The organism is Xenorhabdus bovienii SS-2004 (genome assembly GCF_000027225.1).
Lineage (GTDB): Bacteria > Pseudomonadota > Gammaproteobacteria > Enterobacterales > Enterobacteriaceae > Xenorhabdus > Xenorhabdus bovienii_C.
Window position 1 is genome coordinate 4,153,783 of the sequence record NC_013892.1, and the last position, 20,836, is coordinate 4,174,618.

At 41.1% G+C, this 20,836-nt stretch carries 19 protein-coding genes; 10 read left to right on the forward strand and 9 right to left on the reverse strand.

Going from position 1 to position 20,836, the window contains the following annotated elements; translation table 11 throughout:
* The gene (gene tdh / locus XBJ1_RS18565) at positions 1-1,026 is read right to left on the reverse strand and encodes an L-threonine 3-dehydrogenase (protein WP_012990572.1); all 1,026 of its coding nucleotides are present in this window, start codon (positions 1,024-1,026) and stop codon (positions 1-3) included.
* A 9-nt stretch (positions 1,027-1,035) separates the two neighbouring features.
* Entirely contained in the window at positions 1,036-2,232 is a 1,197-nt protein-coding gene (gene kbl, locus XBJ1_RS18570; RefSeq protein ID WP_012990573.1) for a glycine C-acetyltransferase, read from the reverse strand.
* Positions 2,233-2,469: 237 nt separating this feature from the next.
* On the opposite strand from kbl, the gene rfaD reads away from it, so the two are divergent.
* From rfaD to rfaC, 3 genes are read left to right on the forward strand one after another with little or no spacing between them, the layout of a single operon-like run.
* The gene (gene rfaD / locus XBJ1_RS18575) at positions 2,470-3,408 is read left to right on the forward strand and encodes an ADP-glyceromanno-heptose 6-epimerase (protein WP_012990574.1); all 939 of its coding nucleotides are present in this window, start codon (positions 2,470-2,472) and stop codon (positions 3,406-3,408) included.
* Between the two features lie 9 nt (positions 3,409-3,417).
* Positions 3,418-4,470 (forward strand): ADP-heptose--LPS heptosyltransferase RfaF, encoded by a 1,053-nt coding sequence (gene rfaF / locus XBJ1_RS18580; RefSeq protein ID WP_038199647.1) that lies wholly within the window; start codon positions 3,418-3,420, stop codon positions 4,468-4,470.
* A complete protein-coding gene (rfaC, locus tag XBJ1_RS18585) occupies positions 4,470-5,435 on the forward strand; it encodes a lipopolysaccharide heptosyltransferase RfaC (protein ID WP_012990576.1) in 966 nt (321 codons plus the stop codon). Before rfaF ends, rfaC begins: the two co-directional genes overlap by 1 nt.
* On the opposite strand, the gene XBJ1_RS18590 is transcribed toward rfaC, so the two are convergent.
* From XBJ1_RS18590 to XBJ1_RS18605, 4 genes are all read right to left on the reverse strand, one after another.
* On the reverse strand, positions 5,427-6,314 hold the full coding sequence (locus XBJ1_RS18590; protein ID WP_012990577.1) for a GNAT family N-acetyltransferase: 888 nt from the start codon (positions 6,312-6,314) through the stop codon (positions 5,427-5,429). The two genes, rfaC and XBJ1_RS18590, sit on opposite strands and share 9 nt — an antisense overlap.
* Before the next feature lie 661 nt (positions 6,315-6,975).
* Positions 6,976-7,935 (reverse strand): glycosyltransferase, encoded by a 960-nt coding sequence (locus XBJ1_RS18595; RefSeq protein WP_012990579.1) that lies wholly within the window; start codon positions 7,933-7,935, stop codon positions 6,976-6,978.
* Positions 7,936-8,154: 219 nt separating this feature from the next.
* On the reverse strand, positions 8,155-9,108 hold the full coding sequence (locus XBJ1_RS18600) for a glycosyltransferase (RefSeq protein ID WP_012990580.1): 954 nt from the start codon (positions 9,106-9,108) through the stop codon (positions 8,155-8,157).
* 57 nt (positions 9,109-9,165) lie between these two features.
* Positions 9,166-10,137, reverse strand: coding sequence for a polysaccharide deacetylase family protein (locus XBJ1_RS18605; protein ID WP_012990581.1), 972 nt, complete (start codon positions 10,135-10,137; stop codon positions 9,166-9,168).
* Positions 10,138-10,340: 203 nt separating this feature from the next.
* Here XBJ1_RS18605 and rfaQ point away from each other — a divergent pair, with 203 nt between their 5' ends.
* The 6 genes from rfaQ (at position 10,341) to coaD (ending at position 16,269) form a co-directional block, all read left to right on the forward strand.
* Positions 10,341-11,408 carry a putative lipopolysaccharide heptosyltransferase III gene (rfaQ, locus tag XBJ1_RS18610; RefSeq protein ID WP_012990582.1) on the forward strand — a complete coding sequence of 356 codons (1,068 nt, stop codon included), beginning with the start codon at positions 10,341-10,343 and terminating at the stop codon, positions 11,406-11,408.
* The gene (locus XBJ1_RS18615; protein WP_012990583.1) at positions 11,405-12,535 is read left to right on the forward strand and encodes a glycosyltransferase family 4 protein; all 1,131 of its coding nucleotides are present in this window, start codon (positions 11,405-11,407) and stop codon (positions 12,533-12,535) included. Before rfaQ ends, XBJ1_RS18615 begins: the two co-directional genes overlap by 4 nt.
* Complete coding sequence (locus tag XBJ1_RS18620; protein ID WP_012990584.1) at positions 12,532-13,635, forward strand: glycosyltransferase; 1,104 nt, start codon at positions 12,532-12,534, stop codon at positions 13,633-13,635. The genes XBJ1_RS18615 and XBJ1_RS18620 overlap by 4 nt, the downstream gene beginning before the upstream one ends.
* 101 nt (positions 13,636-13,736) lie before the next feature.
* Positions 13,737-15,014: a lipid IV(A) 3-deoxy-D-manno-octulosonic acid transferase gene (gene waaA, locus XBJ1_RS18625; protein ID WP_038199645.1), complete on the forward strand. Its 1,278-nt coding sequence runs from the start codon at positions 13,737-13,739 to the stop codon at positions 15,012-15,014.
* Entirely contained in the window at positions 15,014-15,790 is a 777-nt protein-coding gene (locus tag XBJ1_RS18630) for a glycosyltransferase family 2 protein (protein WP_012990586.1), read from the forward strand. The genes waaA and XBJ1_RS18630 overlap by 1 nt, the downstream gene beginning before the upstream one ends.
* Positions 15,787-16,269, forward strand: a complete 483-nt coding sequence (gene coaD / locus XBJ1_RS18635; RefSeq protein WP_012990587.1) for a pantetheine-phosphate adenylyltransferase — start codon at positions 15,787-15,789, stop codon at positions 16,267-16,269. Before XBJ1_RS18630 ends, coaD begins: the two co-directional genes overlap by 4 nt.
* A gap of 45 nt (positions 16,270-16,314) precedes the next feature.
* On the opposite strand, the gene mutM is transcribed toward coaD, so the two are convergent.
* Complete coding sequence (gene mutM, locus XBJ1_RS18640) at positions 16,315-17,124, reverse strand: bifunctional DNA-formamidopyrimidine glycosylase/DNA-(apurinic or apyrimidinic site) lyase (RefSeq protein WP_012990588.1); 810 nt, start codon at positions 17,122-17,124, stop codon at positions 16,315-16,317.
* A 117-nt stretch (positions 17,125-17,241) separates the two neighbouring features.
* Here mutM and rfaL point away from each other — a divergent pair, with 117 nt between their 5' ends.
* A complete protein-coding gene (gene rfaL, locus XBJ1_RS18645; protein ID WP_012990589.1) occupies positions 17,242-18,477 on the forward strand; it encodes an O-antigen ligase RfaL in 1,236 nt (411 codons plus the stop codon).
* A gap of 68 nt (positions 18,478-18,545) precedes the next feature.
* On the opposite strand, the gene XBJ1_RS18650 is transcribed toward rfaL, so the two are convergent.
* The gene (locus XBJ1_RS18650) at positions 18,546-19,724 is read right to left on the reverse strand and encodes a glycosyltransferase family 4 protein (RefSeq protein WP_012990590.1); all 1,179 of its coding nucleotides are present in this window, start codon (positions 19,722-19,724) and stop codon (positions 18,546-18,548) included.
* A complete protein-coding gene (locus tag XBJ1_RS18655) occupies positions 19,724-20,827 on the reverse strand; it encodes a glycosyltransferase family 4 protein (protein WP_012990591.1) in 1,104 nt (367 codons plus the stop codon). Before XBJ1_RS18655 ends, XBJ1_RS18650 begins: the two co-directional genes overlap by 1 nt.
* Positions 20,828-20,836: the final 9 nt, after the last annotated feature.

Consider the following 20,836-nt stretch of genomic DNA (forward strand, 5'->3'; position numbering starts at 1 on the left):
TTAATCCCAATTCAGGATCACTTTGCCGGATTGCCCTGAACGCATGATATCAAAACCTTTCTGGAAATCATCAATCGAGAATTGGTGAGTAATAATCGGGGTCAAATCTAAACCAGACTGGATCAATGCCGCCATTTTGTACCATGTCTCAAACATTTCACGGCCATAGATCCCTTTGATAAACAGCCCCTTAAAGATGACCTGATTCCAATCTATCGCCATATCTGAAGGTGGGATCCCCAACAGGGCAATGCGCCCACCGTGGTTCATGGTACTCAATAAAGTGCGGAATGCCTGTGGCGCGCCTGACATTTCCAGCCCTATATCAAAACCTTCTGTCATGCCTAATTCTTTCATGACATCGGTCAGATTTTCCTTACTGACATTCACGGCACGGGTGACACCCATTTTACGCGCCAAATCAAGCCGATATTCATTGACATCTGTAATCACGACATGACGTGCTCCGACATGCTTACACACCGCAGCCGCCATAATACCAATCGGGCCAGCACCAGATACCAGTACATCTTCCCCGACCAGATCAAAAGACAGTGCAGTGTGAACAGCATTGCCAAACGGGTCAAAAATAGCGGCGAGTTCATCTGGAATATTGTCCGGAATTTTGAAGGCATTAAATGCCGGGATAACCAGATATTCCGCAAATGCACCCGCACGGTTCACGCCAACGCCGGTCGTATTACGGCACAAGTGGGTACGCCCACCCCGGCAGTTACGGCAATGACCACAAGTGATGTGGCCTTCACCAGACACACGGTCGCCGATGTTGAACCCTTTGACTTCCTGACCAATCGCGACCACTTCACCGACATATTCGTGCCCTACCACCATCGGCACAGGAATCGTTTTCTGAGACCAGTCATCCCAGTTATAGATGTGTACATCCGTACCACAGATGGCGGTCTTGCGAATTTTAATCATCACATCATTGTGCCCCAGTTCCGGTGTGGGCACATCCGCCATCCAAATACCTTCTTCTGGCTTTAATTTTGACAGTGATTTCATAGTGATACCTTATGCAATAACATTCAACTGTTTACCGATACGGATAAACGCAGCCACCGCATGTTCGATTTGCTCTTCGGTATGGGCAGCAGAGATTTGGGTGCGGATACGTGCCTGATCTTTCGGAACAACGGGATAGAAGAATCCAATCACATAGATGCCTTCTTTCAGCAGCTCGGCAGCGAATTCCTGCGCCAGTTTCGCATCTCCTAACATAACAGGGATGATCGCGTGATCTGCACCAGCCAGTGTAAAGCCTGCGGCGGTCATTTTTGCACGGAACAGGTTGGCATTTCTCCACAGGCGATCGCGTAATTCGTCGCCATGTTTCAGCATATCCAGCACTTTGATAGAGGCTGCTACAATGGAAGGTGCCAGTGAATTGGAGAACAGATAAGGGCGTGAACGCTGACGCAGCCATTCAACAACTTCTTTGCGTGCCGCAGTATAACCGCCAGATGCACCGCCCAGCGCTTTACCGAGTGTGCCAGTGATAATGTCAACGCGACCCATGACATCACAGTATTCATGTGTACCACGTCCGCCTTTGCCAACAAACCCAACAGCGTGGGAATCATCAACCATGACCAGCGCATCAAATTCATCGGCCAGATCACAGACCGATTTCAAGTCAGCAATCACACCGTCCATTGAGAACACCCCATCGGTTGCAACCAGAATATTCTCCGCACCGTCTGCTTTTGCTTTTTCCAACTGTGCTCTTAATTCCTGCATATCATTATTGGCATAGCGATAACGCTTTGCCTTGCACAAACGAATGCCATCAATGATCGAAGCATGGTTCAGAGAATCTGAAATAATGGCATCTTCCGGCCCGAATAATGTCTCGAACAGGCCGCCGTTCGCATCAAAACATGAAGAGTACAGAATGGCATCTTCCATACCCAGAAATTCAGCTATTTTATTTTCCAGTTCTTTATGGGAGTCTTGCGTACCACAGATAAAACGAACAGATGCCATGCCAAAACCATGGCTATCCAGTCCCGCTTTTGCGGCAGCGATCAGGTCCGGGTGATTAGCTAACCCTAAATAATTATTGGCACAAAAATTAATAACTTGGCTACCATCGGCAACGGTAATATCGGCATTCTGCGCAGAAGTGATGATACGTTCATTTTTGAATAATCCTTCCGCACGGGTTTGTTCCAACTGCTCATTCATTTTCTGATAAAAAGACGCTGACATTTTTCTCTCCTGAGTACCTGAATAAGTGAAAAGCGTGGTGTATTTTACTTATAGATCCTGCCAGTGACGACACAGTGAGAAAGATAATATCAACTTTGTAAAGCCGATCACGGCTTGGAGGCTGATATGCGGCAAGATCTCAGGATTTTCCCCTGTTTAAGCTGCTGTCGTCAGGAATGTTAAGTGCTATTATACGCATCAAAGATAAAGTGAACTGACTATTTAGAGGTGAGCCAAATGATTATTGTCACTGGCGGCGCAGGGTTTATTGGCAGCAATATCGTCAAGGCACTGAATGACGAAGGCTATAAGGATATTCTGGTTGTTGATAATCTGAAAGACGGCACAAAATTCGTCAATCTGGTTGATTTGGATATCACCGATTACATAGATAAGGAAGATTTCATTGCCAGCATCGTTGCGGGTGATGATTTTGGCGATATTGATGCCATTTTCCATGAAGGCGCGTGCTCATCCACAACGGAATGGGATGGCAAGTATATGATGGACAATAATTATCAGTACTCCAAAGATATATTGCATTACTGTCTTGAGCGCCAGATCCCTTTTCTGTATGCCTCCTCGGCTGCAACCTACGGTGGCCGCAGTGATAATTTCATTGAAGAGCGTCAGTATGAAAAACCTCTCAATGTTTATGGCTACTCCAAGTTCCTGTTTGACCAGTATGTCCGCGATATTTTGCCACAGGCGGATTCTCAAATTTGTGGCTTCCGTTATTTCAATGTTTATGGGCCACGCGAAGGACATAAAGGCAGCATGGCCAGTGTCGCCTACCATTTAAACAATCAGATTCACCAAGGCCAAAATCCGAAGTTATTCGCCGGTAGTGAACATTTCCGCCGCGATTTCATCTCTGTCAGTGATGTTGCCGCAGTGAACCTGTGGTTCTGGAAAAACAGCATTTCTGGCATTTTTAATTGTGGTACGGGCCGCGCCGAATCTTTCCAAGCCGTTGCCGATGCCGTTACCGGGTTCCATCAAGAAAAATCCCCTGTCGTGGAATATATTGAATTCCCGGAAAAATTAAAGGGACGCTATCAGAGTTTTACTCAAGCTGACCTGACAAAATTTCGTGCTGCGGGTTATGACAAACCATTCAAAACCGTTGCCGAAGGCGTCACTGAATATATGCAATGGCTCAATCAGGATAATTAATCAACCTCTATGAAGATATTGGTGATAGGCCCATCATGGGTGGGTGACATGATGATGTCACAAAGCCTCTACCGAACCTTGAAGGCTTTGTACCCTAATGCAGAAATTGATGTCATGGCACCTGCATGGTGCCGCCCATTACTGGCAAAAATGCCAGAGGTTAATCAGGCTCTGGCAATGCCGTTAGGGCATGGTACTCTCGGTCTGGGTGAACGCCGTCGTCTTGGGATCGCACTGCGTGACAGTACATATGACCGCGCTTATGTGCTTCCCAACTCGTTCAAATCTGCCTTAGTGCCTTTTTTCGCCAATATCCCCCTGCGCACAGGCTGGCGTGGTGAAATGCGCTATGGCCTGCTGAATGATATCCGTGTTTTGAATAAGAGCGCCTTTCCTCTCATGGTTCAGCGCTATGTGGCTCTTGCATATAATGGGAAAATGATGAGTGGTGCTGAGGATCTTCCCCAACCGCTGTTATGGCCTCAGTTAGACGTCAGTGACGAAGATATTGCAGAATCAACAGCGGCGTTTAATATCGCTGATCATCGTCCCATTATTGGTTTTTGCCCGGGCGCAGAATTCGGCCCGGCAAAACGCTGGCCACATTATCATTACGCCGCCCTTGCCGAACAATTGATCACCCAAAAAGGCTATCAGATCTTGCTGTTTGGCTCCGCCAAAGATCACGAAGCCGGTGAAGATATTCGAGCACGGTTGAGCGAAAGTGCCCGTGAAGATTGCCTCAACCTTGCGGGGCAAACGTCTCTCGAACAAGCCGTTAATATCATCGCGGCCTGTGATGCTATTGTCACCAACGATTCAGGTTTGATGCACGTTGCAGCGGCCTTAAATCGTCCTCTCGTCGCGTTATATGGCCCAAGTAGCCCGGATTTTACACCGCCCTTATCAAACAAAGCAGAAGTGATCCGCCTGATCACGGGTTACCATAAAGTCAGAAAAGGTGACAATGCGGGTGGCTATCATCAAAGCCTCATTGATATTCAACCAGAGCAGGTCTTAGCTTTACTGGAAAAACTGTTACAGTCGGAGAAGCAGAATTAATGCGCGTTTTACTGGTAAAAACGTCTTCAATGGGTGATGTGCTCCATACCCTGCCTGCATTGACGGATGCAAAGCAGCACTTTCCCGGTATTCAGTTTGATTGGATAGTGGAAGAAGGATTTGCCCAGATCCCGACATGGCACAACGCCGTTGAAAATGTAATTCCCGTTGCTATTCGCCGCTGGCGGAAAAATTGGTTTAGAAAAGATATTCGTGAAGAACGGGCACGCTTCCGGGAAACATTACGGCAAAACCAATATGACACCATTATTGATGCCCAAGGGCTGTTAAAAAGTGCCTTTTTGGTGACACGCTTGGCACATGGCTCAAAACACGGCTATGACAGAAAAAGTATCCGCGAACCACTGGCCAGCTTTTTCTACGATCACCGTCATACCGTCAGTAAACAGCAACACGCGGTAGAGCGTATCCGTACATTGTTTGCTGATAGTCTGGGTTATCAAAAACCCACAGAACAAGGTGATTATGCTATCGCCCGCCACTTTCTGAACTCACAGATTAAAGGTCAAAGTGACTATCTGGTTTTCCTGCACGCGACCACCCGTGATGAAAAACATTGGCCAGAAAACCACTGGCGGCAACTGATTGCAGAGATCCAGTCAACAGGTATGCGAATCAAACTGCCTTGGGGTGCAGAACATGAACACCAACGGGCATTGCGGTTAGCAGAAGGCTTTGCCCATGTTGATATATTGCCAAAATTAACACTGGCTGAAGTTGCTCAGGTATTGGCCGGCGCAAAAGCCGTGGTTTCGGTTGATACCGGGCTGAGTCACCTCACTGCCGCCCTTGATCGCCCGAATATCACTCTGTTTGGCCCCACCGATCCGGGTTTAATTGGCGGCTATGGAAAAGAACAGCTTCCCCTGAAATCGGTGGATAATACGATGCAAAGCATTGCACCACCGAAAGTGATGCAGCTGTTGCAAAACGTATTAAAATAATACTTTGCCTAGCGGAAGTGTAACGCACCAGCGATTTTTATACTCAAAAGTAGGATTACCCAATGAGTAACGCATAGTTTTGTCTGCTTCCTGACACTGTGCTTTTGCTTCTTGGGTATTAACCCACATCAAGATGCTGCCAACGCTAAGATCAGCATATTCGGGATCATACCCACCATTGATCGCATCAAATGAAATCCATTTAGGGCTATCTGCGCGCAAGACAAAATCGTATGCGCAAGGGTTGCCATTGATCAGTAGCACATAGCCAAAGATATGCTCACGAAGCTCTGTGTACATCTCAAGCAGATGCTTACGTTGCTCAGCCGAGTGATTGTAATCCCAGCGCTTTTGGTACAGATCAACATAGATATTCACCAATTCTTCTGCACTAAATTCACTCGAAGGACGAATTTCTCCTCCCGCTCGCTTGAATTTGTTGATCTCGTTGCTGCGGTTACGGCGGGTCTTGTAAGAAAAGCTGTCTTTGATCAGGCAGATTTTCCGTTTGTTGAAAAAAGGCTTGTAACAGGTATTAATAAAATTATTTTCATGAATAGGTGACAATCTCTTTGATTTCACTGGTAAAAATAGTTTCGCATCCATTGCGATAGGAAAAGTGATTTCATCATATGATATTAGATACCTATCTTTCATCTCTTCCACTAACTTATTGTTATTAAATGAAAAACAAGCACCTTTAATTAAATTTCCTGTTTCTTTTATATAAAAGGAAAACTTACCATCAAGATGTCTATCCAAAAAAGATATAATATTAGGATCTGTTGATACACATCCCCCAAAGAGAGCATAAGCTTCTTTATATCGTTCAAAATCGCATTTTTTCCATCCTGAAAAAAGTGCTTTTATTTCTGCCATAAAAAATATCCCCATACAAACATTCTGGAGTTATAAATAAATTATTTAAAACCAGTCAAATATCCTATTTTACATAAAAATAATGTAATGAGATACGAATGTATACTTCAATTAAAAACAAGCAATAATAACATATAGTTATTTATTTATACAAAAATATTAATTTAATTATTATTTGAATAAAAAACAAACTATACTCTTACTACCTATAATATATTATTTTTATAAAACTAAATCATGGCCCCACCGAATCAAACAAGCGGTTGAGTGAAGAGTGAAACCTCCCTCAATAAAATTTTATAATGGCTAAGAATACATCATCAATTTATTCCTAATATGGGTAGAATGGCATTGAATAAAGATCAATTTTATTTGACTGGGGAAATTATTACATTGCACATTATAATCTATAACAGTCGCTATTATTGGTTGGATCAATATTTATTTTCATTGCTAAATGCATTACAGACATATGGGAAAAAAATGGAAATTTTTTTATAACCATGAAAATGCCAAGATAAAATTAGATAGTATATCCAATAATATATGTTATTGGTGATCTGAATTCTATTTTTAGCCTCGTCAGAAATGCAAATATTACCGTGACCACCTAAACGACAACCTTTAATGAAAGAGCGATTACTAAAAATCGTACTCAGGATCATTTTTTATAGTATAGTCTTGCCCTTATATATCTCAATATAGCTGACATTGAATTTTTTCTGATTTTTCTCCACAAATACATCTTTTTATCTTTTATTTCCCTTAAAAAACAAATCCTTTCTGTTTTATTCATATTATTAGTACATTGTTCTATTTTATACAACCAGAATTCACATTGTTTGACATCATCAATAGATATTTTACCTTCAGAGTGATTCATCAAAGAAACGTCCTTTAATGGAATATATATACCTAAAGATGAAAACATTTTCTGCTGAATAGTAACAGCTGTTTTTTTCTGCTTTTTTTTATATTCAAACCTAGGGTTATTTGGATGTGTACGATAGTTTAAAAGAGACTTATTAATATTTGCAAATTTAGCTCTTTTTGACATAATTAACCGACTCCATAATCCATAATCCTCCGCATATAGATCATTTGGATCATATCCATCCGTTAGCTCCAAAATTTTATCTTTTCTCATGATCACAGTCGGATGAGCAACAGGACAATGGAAAAAACACTCTGCAACAATGCCTTCATGACTTGTGGCATGTATATCACCCTTAGTAGGATTTTCTAAATATGTTGTGAATCCACCACAAACGACTATATCTGGATGATTCTGCATAAAATCCACCTGAATCTTAAGCCGTTCAGGAATCGCAATGTCATCAGCATCCATTCTTGCGACTAGATTACTAGATGCCATATACAATCCTTTATTAAGAGAAAGGATTAAACCAATATTATTCTCATTGGTTATAACCTTAACACGCATATCTTTCTCGGCGTATGAAGATAGAATTGAAGGACTTGAGTCAGTTGAGCCATCATCAATAATGATGAGTTCATAATCTTCAAATGTCTGTGATAATATAGAATCAATAGCTTCTTCTAAATATTTTTCACCATTATAGACTGACATCAGGACAGAAATTTTAGGATAAACACTCATTTCTTAACCTTAATAAAAAAATAAAAACTCATAATATCACTATCATATGTAAATTGAAATAAAAAGCTCAAAACTATTTAAGAAAGTAATATTATAATTATAATAAAAAATCACACTACCAACTTACTCTATTAATTACCAGAAACACAATAAATTCACCTTATATAACGTCCCATATTTAAAAACACTCAAGAATAGTAAATTAAAAGATATTAAATGCTAACTTTTAAAGTGATTTCTTATTTTATAATATTTTTTCTTAAAGCTAAATCTAACATTCGTATTTAACATAAAATTCAACACAGATATACTGTCAATTAAACCCATCAACAAAGAGTGAGATTTCCTTGATAAATTATTCCTGTACTTATATATAATATCTATTGCATGACACACAGTCAACATTCTAAACTCCTTACCGAAGACTCTGTCAGCGGTTAATACAACATCTGCCATAAGATTAATTTTCTCTTCGTTTATATTTCCAGAAAGGCTGCCTTCACTTTTAATGTAATTATAATATTTCATTTTTGTATAGTATACTTTATTACATTTTATTAATACCGCTGGAAATGACAAAGCATCTTCATAACATGAAACTTCCGGAAAATTATTTCCTCTTAATAATTTTTTTCTAAAAAACTTACCACAAGAATGAGCCTGATACTTCTTATGTATTAAATATTCCTTTATAGCTGTTTTTTTATCAAAAAGAACTGGTGATATTAAACTTGACTTATGTATTATATCAGCATCGTTTCTGACTTCCTGTAATGGACTAATTAACATATCTGGTCTTTTATCCATAAGAAAACCAACGATTTCTTTCATGGAAAATTCTGATAAGAAATCATCACCATCAACAAAAGTAATATATTCTCCATTACTTACTTCGACTGAATATTTTTTCACTTTTCCTAAACTTTTGAATTCTTTTCTTATATAGATGAAAGAATCATTCTCCTCAGAAAACTTTCTTAAAATTGATGGTGTAGAGTCAGAAGAGCTATCATCTATCAACAAAACTTCATATAGGCTAGGATCGCAATCAGACAAAGCATCCTTTATACTATTGATACATTTGAGAATTAATTTTTCCAAATTATGGGCAGCAACAACAATTGATAGTATCTTGGAAGAAGCTAAATCTATATCACATGCTTTAATTGTCATAATGTTCTCTTTCTATATTATTGTAATAATATCATCACTTAAGAAACAGATTTTTGTTTAGTCTGCGTTATTTTTCGGCGATTTAAATTGATAGTATTCAGCCAATGTCATTCCCCGGACTAATGGCCGCAAGAAATCAAATAACCCTTCCAAATCTCGATAAAGCTGCTCAATTTGCTCTTCATCTTTAAAAGTAGGGCTTCCACCTGGCATAAATTCTGACGAATGCAACATAAACTCAACATAATCACTACCACCAGCCAAGGTTTGTTGGACAACTTTTTTCATCTGCTCCAAATTTCCACCTTTTGGACGTAGCCAGTTAACAGATGGGGAGCGCTGCTTACCCCGCAAATGATCATACTTTTGCTTAATAAAATTCATGATTGGAGAGTGTTTATACTGAATACTCATTGGCACTTGCAATAGCGAAGAATCACCTTCTTTAGCGATATCCTGTAAATCCATAAAGTAAGCCTGAGTAGGAAAATGGCTATAGTCTGTCCCGCCATTTCCGTTAGGATCGCCTTTGGTAAAATGCCAATTGATTTTTGGCGTGACAGAACAATCCACCTGATAACCATACTCAACCAATAATTGAGCATAATATTCATTAAATGCCCAACGACCAGCACGATGACTCAACATCTTAGTCTGGAGTTTCTCCTCCAGCAGATTAGTCATTAAATCAATTTTTGCTTTGATTTGATCTTTAGCGTATTCAATCAAATAAGGCTTATAGCGCATATCATCAGCGGTTAGAGATACAATGGGTGGATTGTTCCAAGCATGTAAATGCATACCGATTTCACCCGTGTCTCTGGCAATCACATCCTTGGCAAATTCGATATAGCTATCATCCATTGCCATCTCATAATTGGTCAGCCAGACGGGTTTAAATCCAAAGCGTTCACAAAGGTTCTGGAACCTTGGCAAATATTGCGTATTTTTAGTCGAAATTTTATCACTGTTTTGCCAAAGATCATCACCTTCAGTGTCGATCGTGATAATAAATGTTGGTAAGGTCATCAATATACACCAAAATGTGATAATAACTGTTTTTAATGGTACTCAGACCAGCTATACAGCGCAATTAGATTATTCAGGATGAACGATTGTATGTATGATTGACACTACATATCGTGTGATTGAAAAGCTTAAAATGTATACTCTGTGGCTACTTGCTGCATTAAAATCATCATATCGTATTGATATTATATAGAACTCGAAAAATGATAAAAAATCATAATGGAATCAAAAAAATTCTGGTGATAAGACTACAACATCATGGCGATATGCTACTAATCACACCTGTAATCAGTACATTAAAGTACCACTATCCAGATGCAAAAATCGATGTGCTCCTTTACCAAGAAACCTTGCCTATGCTGGAAAACTCACCTGAAATTTCGAGTATTTTTTCAATAGATCGCAAATGGAAAAATTTTGGAGCAAAAAAACATTTATTACTTGAATGGGACTTACTCAAAACATTAAGCCAACAACGCTATGATTTAACTATCAATCTTGCCGATCAATGGCGAAGTGCCTTTATTACCCGCTTTATCGGAGCTCCTATTCGCCTCGCTCTGGATTACCCCAAACGTCAAAATTGGAAGTGGCGTCTTTGCCATACTGAAGTAGTATCCACAATTGGTCACGATTCTTTGCATACAGTAGAACAAAACCTTTCGATTCTAAAACCATTACAACTTACTCCTCTCATCAATAAAGTAACGATGAGTTATGGTAAGGATGATTTGCAGTGGGTAAAAGATACGCTTTCCGGGTACAAATTCGCCGAAAATTACCTCGTCATACAACCTACTTCCAGGTGGTTCTTTAAATGCTGGGATGAAATTAAAATGGCAAAAGTGATCACAGCGCTACAGAAGGAACAGCAAAATATCATCATTACTTCTGGACCTGATAGGCGGGAATTAGAGATGGTTGATACTATCTTGTCATACTGCCCTGATAAGAACAATATACTCTCTCTAGCAGGACAATTAACGTTACCTAAACTAGCAGCATTGATTGATCACTCAAAATTATTTATCGGTGTTGACTCAGTTCCCATGCACATGGCCGCAGCCCTGAAAACACCCTGTATTGCATTATTTGGGTCATCCAAACTGACGTTCTGGAAACCTTGGCAATCTATCGGTGAAGTGATTTGGGCTGGAGATTATGGCAACATCCCACATCCAGATGATATTAAGACCCATACAGATACGCGTTATTTGGATTTGATACCAACAGATGCGGTCATTTCAGCAGCAAGGAAATATATTTCATGAAATCTCTACGGTTAGCCATCGTCCGTCAAAAGTATCGTCCAGATGGCGGGGCTGAGCGTTTTGTCACACGGGCCCTAGAGGCTCTCAATCACCAACAACTTGAACTTAATATCATTACACGCTCTTGGCAGGGAGAAAGTAATCCTAATTGGAATATTCACCTATGCAATCCTATTAAATTTGGGCGAATCAGCCGTGAGCGTGGTTTTGCAAAAGCAGCGCGAAACTTATGGCAAAAAGAGCAATTTGATTTAGTTCAAAGTCACGAAAGAATTGCTGGCTGTGACATTTACAGAGCTGGAGATGGTGTTCATCAGCGTTGGTTACATCAGCGCGCAAGGATTTTGCCAAAGTGGAAAGCTCACTGGCTATTAAATAATCCATACCACAGATATGTAATGAATGCAGAAGAGGAAATGTATTCCTCACCATCATTAAAGCAGGTGATCTGTAATGCTGAAATGATAAAAAAAGAAATTATCGAAGAATTTAGTCTCGCTGAAGACAAAATATCCGTTATATATAATGCCATTGATAGCACAAAATTCTTTCCTGCCCATGAGCAAACTCGCCTGCAATTGCGACAACAATATAACATTCCCACTACCGCAAAGTGTCTGATTTATGTAGGCTCTGGTTTTGAACGAAAAGGTTTGTCTGCCGCGATTAAAACTATTGCTAAAACAGGAGACTATCTGTTAGTTGTAGGAAAAGATAAGGAACAGGTAAAGTATGAAGAACTTGCTAATACTTTAGGATGCCAGCATCGTATCCGTTTCATGGGATTACAAAAAAATACATTGTTGCTTTATCAAATGTCTGATGCCTTATTGCTACCGACATTATATGATCCATTTCCCAACGTCATCCTTGAAGCCATGGCGTGTGGTTTGCCTGTCATTACCAGTACGACCTGCGGGGGAGCAGAGTTTATCACCGAAGGTAAAAATGGCTTTATCTGTGACGCACTCGATATCGGAAAACTAGAAGAGGCGGTTTATTGTCTTCCTAATAATATATTAGGTACGGATATGTCAATATCAGCGCGAAATCAGGTGATAAATTCAACACCTGAAAATTTATCTCAACAATTAATTCAGCTTTATCAACGAGTTTCAGAACAGTGAAAGAACACATTCTTTTTATTATTGATGGATTACCTGGTGGAGGAGCTGAAAATGTGACGCTTCGTCTTGCTATCGGCTTGCATCAGCTTGGTTACCAAATTTCGTTACTTTCACTCAATACTCAACTGGTTTACAACATACCTGAAGGTATTCACTACATTGTTAGCGCAGACAGCTACCAAGGACCTTTCAGAAAATTAAATGAACTTAAGCGTCGTGCTAAAGCCATGGATAAGGTGTTATCGGAACTTTTCCAACAGAAAGGTAAGCCGACTTTGGTTATTTCTAATCTTCACAAAACTGACCGTATTGTCGTCAAATCAACCATACTGAGTTATTGTAATGTATGGCATTGTATTCACGGCATTTTTTCCCATTCATATCTCAGCAATAAAAAACCTCTTTCTTATTGGATAAAAAAAGAGAAAATAAAAAAAGTTTATAAAAATAAACAAGTTATTTGTGTTTCTGACGCAGTTAGAGATGATTTGGTAAAAAATATTGGAATACACCCAAAACAGATAACAACAATCTATAATCCATTTAATTTCAATGAAATAAAACACAGAGCTTTACAACCAAATCCTTATCACGGGAAAAATTATCTACTGCATATTGGGCGCTTTCATGAAGTTAAACGCCATGATAGGTTAATAGCAGCTTTTGCACAGGCTAAACTCCCATGCAAGCTGATCATTGTGGGTAACGGAGCCAAAGACATAGAAAATCATATTAAAGCGAAAATCCATGAGCTAAATTTAGGTGATAAAGTAATTTTGGCAGGCTTTCATTCTAACCCTCTCCCTATTATTCATGGTGCAAAGGCCGTAGTCATCAGTTCTGACAGTGAAGGATTACCCACAGTATTAATCGAAGCATTAATTTGTCATACGCCGATTGTCAGTACTGACTGTCCGGGAGGGGTAAGAGAGATAATGACAGGTAAACTCAAAGAATATCTGAGTGAAATCACAGTTGACGCTTTAGCAGAAAAAATGCAGCTCGTTTACAATGAACCACCGGTAATCACAGACACGATGTATGAAAAATTTGCGATAAATAATATATTAAGACAATACACTGCCTTAATAGAGCAATAGCTAGCTCTACATGCTTGTCCATAAAAGGGGCCGCATTTTACACACTTTCTTCAGGCCAATGTGGTACTATAGCCGCAGTCTATGTCAGTGAATTTGATAGAATGTTGCTTCGCTTATATCAGGTACTTCTCTACCTTATCCAACCGCTTATCTGGTTACGCCTGCTGTTGCGCAGCCGTAAATCCCCTGCGTACCGTAAACGCTGGGGTGAACGTTATGGTTTTTGTGCCAAAAAAGTCGCAAAAGGTGGAATATTACTCCATTCCGTTTCTGTTGGAGAAACATTGGCTGCCATTCCATTAGTAAGAATACTACGGCACCATTATCCTTTCCTGCCGATTACCGTGACAACAATGACACCAACTGGCTCTGAAAGGGTGCTTTCTGCTTTAGGTACTGATGTCAACCACGTTTACCTCCCCTATGATTTGCCTGGCTCCATGAGCCGTTTCCTTGATAACGTCAACCCCAAGCTGGTGATTATTATGGAAACAGAATTATGGCCCAATTTGATTACCCAACTGAACCAACGCGAAATCCCTCTGGTCATTGCCAATGCAAGGTTATCAACCCGTTCAGCAGCGGGATATCAAAAAATCAGCAACTTTATTAAAACCATTTTAAATAAAATAACACTGATTGCCGCACAAAATCAGGAAGATGGTGAGCGCTTCATCGAACTCGGCTTAAAACGTTCCCAACTCGCCGTCACTGGCAGCCTGAAATTCGACATTTCTGTCACGCCAGAACTGGCAGCAAAAGCGGTTACACTGCGCCGCCAATGGGCGCCACATCGTCCTGTCTGGATTGCCACCAGCACCCATGATGGAGAAGAAACCATCATATTGGATGCGCACTGCAAATTAATTCAACAATTTCCTGATCTACTGTTAATTCTAGTACCACGCCATCCTGAACGTTTTACCAAGGCCGCAGAGTTAACCCAAAAAGCGGGATTAAATTCGATATTAAGGAGCTCTGACACAATACCTGATCCCAATGTGCAGGTGGTTATCGGAGATACTATGGGCGAATTGATGCTCTTGTATGGTATCGCTGATCTGGCTTTTGTCGGAGGGAGTCTGGTCGAGCGTGGCGGTCATAATCCACTGGAAGCCGCAGCTCATGCCATCCCTGTCATTATGGGGCCACATACTTTCAACTTTAAAGATATTTGTGCCAAGCTGGATAAAGCCAATGGCCTTATCGCCGTTACGGATAGTCACTCGTTGAGTGCCGCTATCAATAGCCTGCTGACAGATGAGGACTATCGTCTTTATTACGGTCGCCATGCCGCCGAAGTCCTGCACGAAAATCAGGGAGCACTTCAGCGATTGCTAAAATTACTGGAACCTTATCTCCCGCCACGGGGTCATTGATGAGCAAGAGAAAACGCCTGTCCGTTGTGATGATTGCTAAAAATTCCGCCGATTTGATTGCAGATTGTCTGCTATCCGTAGATTGGGCTGATGAAATTATCGTTCTAGACGCCGGCAGTACCGATACAACTTGTCAAATAGCCAGCGAAATGGGCGCGAAAGTCTACATCAATACGCAATGGCCCGGCTTCGGTCGTCAGCGGCAACTCGCACAATCCTATGCCAGCGGTGATTACATTTTCATGATTGATACCGATGAACGTGTAACCCCTGAATTAAGAACATCAATTGAGCAGATTTTGGCAGATCCCGACGATGATAAAGTCTATGACTGCGCACGTCTCAACCTGTTTATGGATCGTTTCATGAAGCACAGTGGCTGGTATCCTGATAAAGTCATTCGTCTCTATTGCCGCGAACATTATCAATATAACGACAATCAGGTTCATGAATCACTTAACACTCAGGGTGTCCGCATCGTGACATTAAAGGGCGATTTACGTCATCTCACCTGCCGTAATCTGATGGAATTCCAGCAAAAACAATTGAATTACGCCAGAGATTGGGCAAAATACCGCCACGAACAAGGTAACACAGCCCGTTATTTTTCTATCTTCAGCCATACGTTAGGCGCATTTTTTAAGACATGGCTGTTAAGGGCCGGGTTCCTCGATGGCAAACAAGGGTTGGTATTAGCAATGGTGAATGCCCAGTATACATTTAATAAATATGCTGCCCTCTGGGAACTCACCCAAACAGAGAGTAAAAAACGATGAAAAAAAAAGCAATTTATCCTGGTACTTTTGACCCTATCACCCACGGCCACCTTGATATTGTGACTCGTGCGGCAAACATGTTCGACCATGTTTTACTTGCCATTGCCAATAGTGACAGAAAAAACCCCATGTTCAATCTGGAAGAACGAACCGCACTGGCAAAAGAAGTCACCGCCCATCTGAAGAATGTAGAAGTGGTTGGGTTTAGTGAACTGATGGCCAATTTTGCCAAAAAACAACAAGCCACCATTTTAATCCGTGGAGTACGTTCCGTTTCAGATTTTGAATATGAGTGGCAGCTTGCCAACATGAACCGACATTTTATGCCAGAACTGGAAAGTGTCTTTTTATTGCCCTCGCAAAACCTGTCCTTCGTATCATCATCCTTGATAAAAGACGTCGCACGCCATGATGGTGATGTTTCGACATTCCTGCCAGAACCCGTAGCACAGGCAATGCTGAAGAAATTCGGCAAATAAGATAGCGTGAAAAAGGGGGCGATCATCGTCAGCCCCCAGATAGGCTTAATGCTGACACTGACGACAGAAAAACGTGCTGCGTTGCCCCAGTTTTATACTCTCAATTTTTTCACCACATGTCGGACAAAGTTCACCTTTTTTGCCATAAACAAATAATTCCTGCGCAAAATATCCCGGCTTACCATCGGATTGTAGAAAATCTTTCAGTGTAGTGCCTCCCTGCTCAATAGAGCGATGTAAGATCTGTTTTATCGTATCGGCCAGTAAATAAGCTTCTTCCTGTGTCAATGAATTCACAGGGCGCTCAGGCAGAATATGCGCAACATACAGAGCTTCATTGGCATAGATATTCCCAACTCCAACAACCACCTTGTTATCCATCAACCAAGGTTTGATCACCGTTTTTTTGTGGCGGGAAAGGGTATAAAGATATTCACCATCAAACGCATCAGAAAGAGGCTCAGGGCCTAAATGAGCCAATACAGAACACTCATCAAGATTGTCACTCCATAGCCACGCCCCAAAACGTCGGGGATCGGTATACCGGAGGATTTTGCCATCTGCCATAATCAAATCAACGTGATCATGTTTTTCAGGAGGAGATTCATTCAGCAAGATACGTAAACTACCAGACATACCAAGGTGAATAATAATCCAGCCCTCAGGCAGTTCAAGCAATAAGTACTTTGCCCGACGCCGGACACTGAGTACCGGTTGGTCAGCAAGCTTCATGATTTGTTCGGAAACTGGCCAGCGCAAGCGCGAATTTCTGACCTCGGAATATTGGATCACATTACCCGTCAAATGGGGCTCAATTCCCCGGCGACTGGTTTCAACCTCTGGTAGCTCCGGCATACTGACTCCTTAAATTAACTATCTACAACATCATATCTCAGCAGATTACGATACCGTTTTCATGTATCATTTGCAGCCAAATTTGGTTGGGATAGTTGAGAGAATAGATTAATTACTATGCTTGATATAAAAAACAGATTTAACATAGGCAACAACAAGAAATCCTTATGGAATTTATCCATTATTGGTCTGTATATCATTCTTGTTTATCTGCCGGATATTACAAGATATAAAAATCTTGTCATGATCCTCATCTGTGCAACCGCACTCTGCTATCTCGTAAAAGATTTTCGTCAGGTAGTCAATTCACTACGTAGTTCGCTATTTTTATCCATTTTGTTATTCGTCTTGGCAATATTCTATTCTATCGGCATTTCAATTGATTCTGCTCTGAGTTTCAAGGAGATGAACAAACCCATACTCAATGGATTACTGCTGTTCAGCGTGACTTTCCCAATTGTGCTCTATCAGGAAAAGAAACAGCACATCGCGAAGATGATTCTGATTGCGTTTATTATTGGCATGGGTCTTATCTCGCTAACAGATATTGCGAAATACCTCATCAATTATTACGCAACTGGCGAAATGCCGTTTATGAATTACAATCATCGGGAATTTTCTTACGGATTTCTATTCTATTTCCCTGTATTGCTATGTACCTGGGCATTATGGAAAAAACATTCTCTACTGAGTTGGCTACTACTGATTATTGCCTCAGCTATCAGCCTGTTCTTATTACTCGGTACTCTTTCTCGTGGTGCTTGGGTTGCCATTGTTGTAGCCACAGTATTTATTATTGTGATTAATAGAGAGTGGAAACTCATTCTGGCTGCGACAATATGTCTGGGGCTACTGGCCGGATCAATTCACTGGTCAGCGGTATCTAACCCCGCCACGAAATTGCTGCTTCACAAACTCACCCAAACAGACAGCAGTTATCGCTATAGCAACGGCACCCAAGGTTCAGCATGGTCATTAATCATGGAGAATCCCGTAAAAGGTTACGGTTTTGGTAATAAAGTCTACCATCAGGTCTACAATAGCCGTGTTGCTGATTATCCTGATTGGACATTCAGAACTTCGATTGGTCCACATAACGTATTTTTATCGCTTTGGTTTGCTGGCGGTCTCTTCGGTTTGATTACCACCCTTTTGATGACGCTTTCCACATTATTTACAGGAAGCCAGATCATTCGCCAGCATAGCGGGATCATCCGACAAGCTGGCCTCATCCTTCTGACGGCCTTTATTGGTCTGTTTATCGTCAGGGGAGCTTTTGAAAATGCCTATATCAATGAAATAGGTATCTTATTCGGTTTAATGATTGCGCTATACAAGCAAAAAGATGATTAGGAACTGAACTTATTGTTGTTAAATGCCAGCCCACAATGGGCTGGCCTACAAACGATTTCAGTAATCGCTTATTTAGACAGGTTTTCCGCTATCACTTGCATGATAAGCTTTGCACGCTGATCCCAGTTAAAACGTTCTGCTACCAATCGCTGTGAGTAACCCACTTTAGCCATCATTTCAGCAGGGTTATCAATCAATGATTGAATCTGCTCTGCAAAGCTCTCTGCATTTTCGCTATCAGCAAAATTGACCGCCTTCTCATCCACAGCATCGCGAATAGAAGGAAAATCAGAAATAACAACGGGTTTGCCCATTGCCATGTATTCAAAAAGTTTGAGGGGGGATGTATAACGGCTGCCAATGCTGGTTTTCGTTAATGGTAAAACGCAAATATCATTCTCTGCAATAACCTGAAAACGCTTTTTCGGCTGGATAAACCCAAGGAAATTGACTTTATCACTCACGCCAATCTGTTGGGCTGTACACTTCAATCGTTCAATCTGCACGCTATCACCACCGGCAATGTTCAGTACAGCATTATCAAGGTAATACATCGCTTTCATAACAGTAGGAACACCTTTCCAGCGATGCAAACTACCCAAATACAGCACCTGAGTTGTTTCTCCCGGTTTGTGCCTTCTGCCAGAAGACGCTTTTTTTGTAGATTCAACCGCCAGCATATCAACACCATCAGGTGCTACTATCATCGGTGTCTTAACGCTATATTCTTTATAAATATCCTCACTCAATAGTGAAGTCAGCACAAACACGGCCTTGGAATGGCGATAAACCTGTTGTTCCGTGTTTCTGAGCTTATGATATTTACGGCGATTTTTACGTTTATCTAATTTATGGGATTCTTTAAACGATTGGGCAAAAACTTCGTGGCTTTCAAAAAAATGCGGAATATCAGGATGCTTACGCAGGAGATAATTCGCCATTTTAATATTGCGAGTAAAAATAGCGTCAACTTGATGATCTTTCAGCCAGCGAGAAACCTGAAAATAAAACAATTTCTGTGTATTGAGGGGAAAATACCACTTTCTACGCATATTGCGCAGAGCTATCAGTTCAGCGGAAGGCGGCAATGCTCTGCCTATAATCTCCTCAACACGATTTTGACCTTCTGGCGTAATCAGGCAGACGCTGTGCCCCTGACGGGCAAAAGCATCGACATTCTGCAAAATCTGCAACGAAGCAACTCGATAATCAGGTACGGGATAAGGGTCAATATACGCAATCTTCATTATTTTTTTATCGCGCCCAATAAACGATTTGCAGAATGTTCCCAAGTATACATCGTTTCAATCCGCTGACGAGCCAGTTTTCCCATTGCTTTCCCCCTGTCCGGCAAGGACAAAAGATGATTGACTGCCTCAGCGATAGCCGCTGCATTGCCAGGTGCGACCAGAATACCCGCATGATTTTCATTGCCGACCACCTCAGGAATGCCACCAATATAACTGGCTATCACAGGACGTCCGCATGCCATCGCTTCAGCAATAGTAATACCAAATGCTTCATCACCAATACTGGGAAAAATACCCGCATCTCCCGCAGCATAAAATTCAGGTAATTGATCATGACCAACAGGAGGATGGAAAATGACTGTTTTTTCTAAATTCAGTTCAGAAACTTTTTTTTTCAATAAGTTAAGATCATCACCTGCGCCAATAATCAATAACCTTACATCCTTGTCACGCAGTAAAGCCATCGCATCAATGGCGACTTTCATGCCTTTCCAACCCACCAGCCTGCCAGCGAAAGTCAGCAAAAACGTATTTTCATTGATATCTAGCCGATGCCGGAGATCAGAATTAACAGGTTTAAACTTATCAATATCGACACCATTATAAATCACGTTTGGAAATTGTTTAAAATGGTGCTGGATCTGCCAAGCATTAAAGTGGCTGCATGCAACCCACGCAGATATTTTGTTACCCAATGCCCGATCACCTTTGAAAAAACTGGTGCCACCACTCATATAACAAAACTTTGTGCAGGAAGTTTTCGGCATCATTCTGGGCCAGAAAAAATCAAAGGGTTTCGTCAAAATCACCCAGTCAAAATTTTCAGCGATGACCCTTTCACGGGCATGACGGGCAAAAGAATAACGCTCAACAATACGTTGAAAACGTCGCCCAATATTGATGACTCGTTCTCTGGGAGTAAATGGAAATGTGTGAACATGAATATTTCGCTCTCCCAATACTGGCCTAACGTCACCTGTTCCGCCGAAAATATGGATCTCGTGCCCCGCATCTGTCAAAGCCTTTGCTAATTCCCAAACCGCTGTTTGAATACCGCCATAAGACATAGTAACGGTGACATCGATAAATCCTATTTTCATTTATCCATT

What these genes read in the sequence shown, in the direction of transcription:
- tdh (WP_012990572.1), bottom strand. Translation starts at nt 1,026, where the DNA reads ATGAAATCACTGTCAAAATTAAAGCCAGAAGAAGGTATTTGGATGGCG.
- kbl (WP_012990573.1), bottom strand. Translation starts at nt 2,232, where the DNA reads ATGTCAGCGTCTTTTTATCAGAAAATGAATGAGCAGTTGGAACAAACC.
- rfaD (WP_012990574.1), top strand. Translation starts at nt 2,470, where the DNA reads ATGATTATTGTCACTGGCGGCGCAGGGTTTATTGGCAGCAATATCGTC.
- rfaF (WP_038199647.1), top strand. Translation starts at nt 3,418, where the DNA reads ATGAAGATATTGGTGATAGGCCCATCATGGGTGGGTGACATGATGATG.
- rfaC (WP_012990576.1), top strand. Translation starts at nt 4,470, where the DNA reads ATGCGCGTTTTACTGGTAAAAACGTCTTCAATGGGTGATGTGCTCCAT.
- XBJ1_RS18590 (WP_012990577.1), bottom strand. Translation starts at nt 6,314, where the DNA reads ATGGCAGAAATAAAAGCACTTTTTTCAGGATGGAAAAAATGCGATTTT.
- XBJ1_RS18595 (WP_012990579.1), bottom strand. Translation starts at nt 7,935, where the DNA reads ATGAGTGTTTATCCTAAAATTTCTGTCCTGATGTCAGTCTATAATGGT.
- XBJ1_RS18600 (WP_012990580.1), bottom strand. Translation starts at nt 9,108, where the DNA reads ATGACAATTAAAGCATGTGATATAGATTTAGCTTCTTCCAAGATACTA.
- XBJ1_RS18605 (WP_012990581.1), bottom strand. Translation starts at nt 10,137, where the DNA reads ATGACCTTACCAACATTTATTATCACGATCGACACTGAAGGTGATGAT.
- rfaQ (WP_012990582.1), top strand. Translation starts at nt 10,341, where the DNA reads ATGATAAAAAATCATAATGGAATCAAAAAAATTCTGGTGATAAGACTA.
- XBJ1_RS18615 (WP_012990583.1), top strand. Translation starts at nt 11,405, where the DNA reads ATGAAATCTCTACGGTTAGCCATCGTCCGTCAAAAGTATCGTCCAGAT.
- waaA (WP_038199645.1), top strand. Translation starts at nt 13,737, where the DNA reads ATGTTGCTTCGCTTATATCAGGTACTTCTCTACCTTATCCAACCGCTT.
- XBJ1_RS18630 (WP_012990586.1), top strand. Translation starts at nt 15,014, where the DNA reads ATGAGCAAGAGAAAACGCCTGTCCGTTGTGATGATTGCTAAAAATTCC.
- coaD (WP_012990587.1), top strand. Translation starts at nt 15,787, where the DNA reads ATGAAAAAAAAAGCAATTTATCCTGGTACTTTTGACCCTATCACCCAC.
- mutM (WP_012990588.1), bottom strand. Translation starts at nt 17,124, where the DNA reads ATGCCGGAGCTACCAGAGGTTGAAACCAGTCGCCGGGGAATTGAGCCC.
- rfaL (WP_012990589.1), top strand. Translation starts at nt 17,242, where the DNA reads ATGCTTGATATAAAAAACAGATTTAACATAGGCAACAACAAGAAATCC.
- XBJ1_RS18650 (WP_012990590.1), bottom strand. Translation starts at nt 19,724, where the DNA reads ATGAAGATTGCGTATATTGACCCTTATCCCGTACCTGATTATCGAGTT.
- XBJ1_RS18655 (WP_012990591.1), bottom strand. Translation starts at nt 20,827, where the DNA reads ATGAAAATAGGATTTATCGATGTCACCGTTACTATGTCTTATGGCGGT.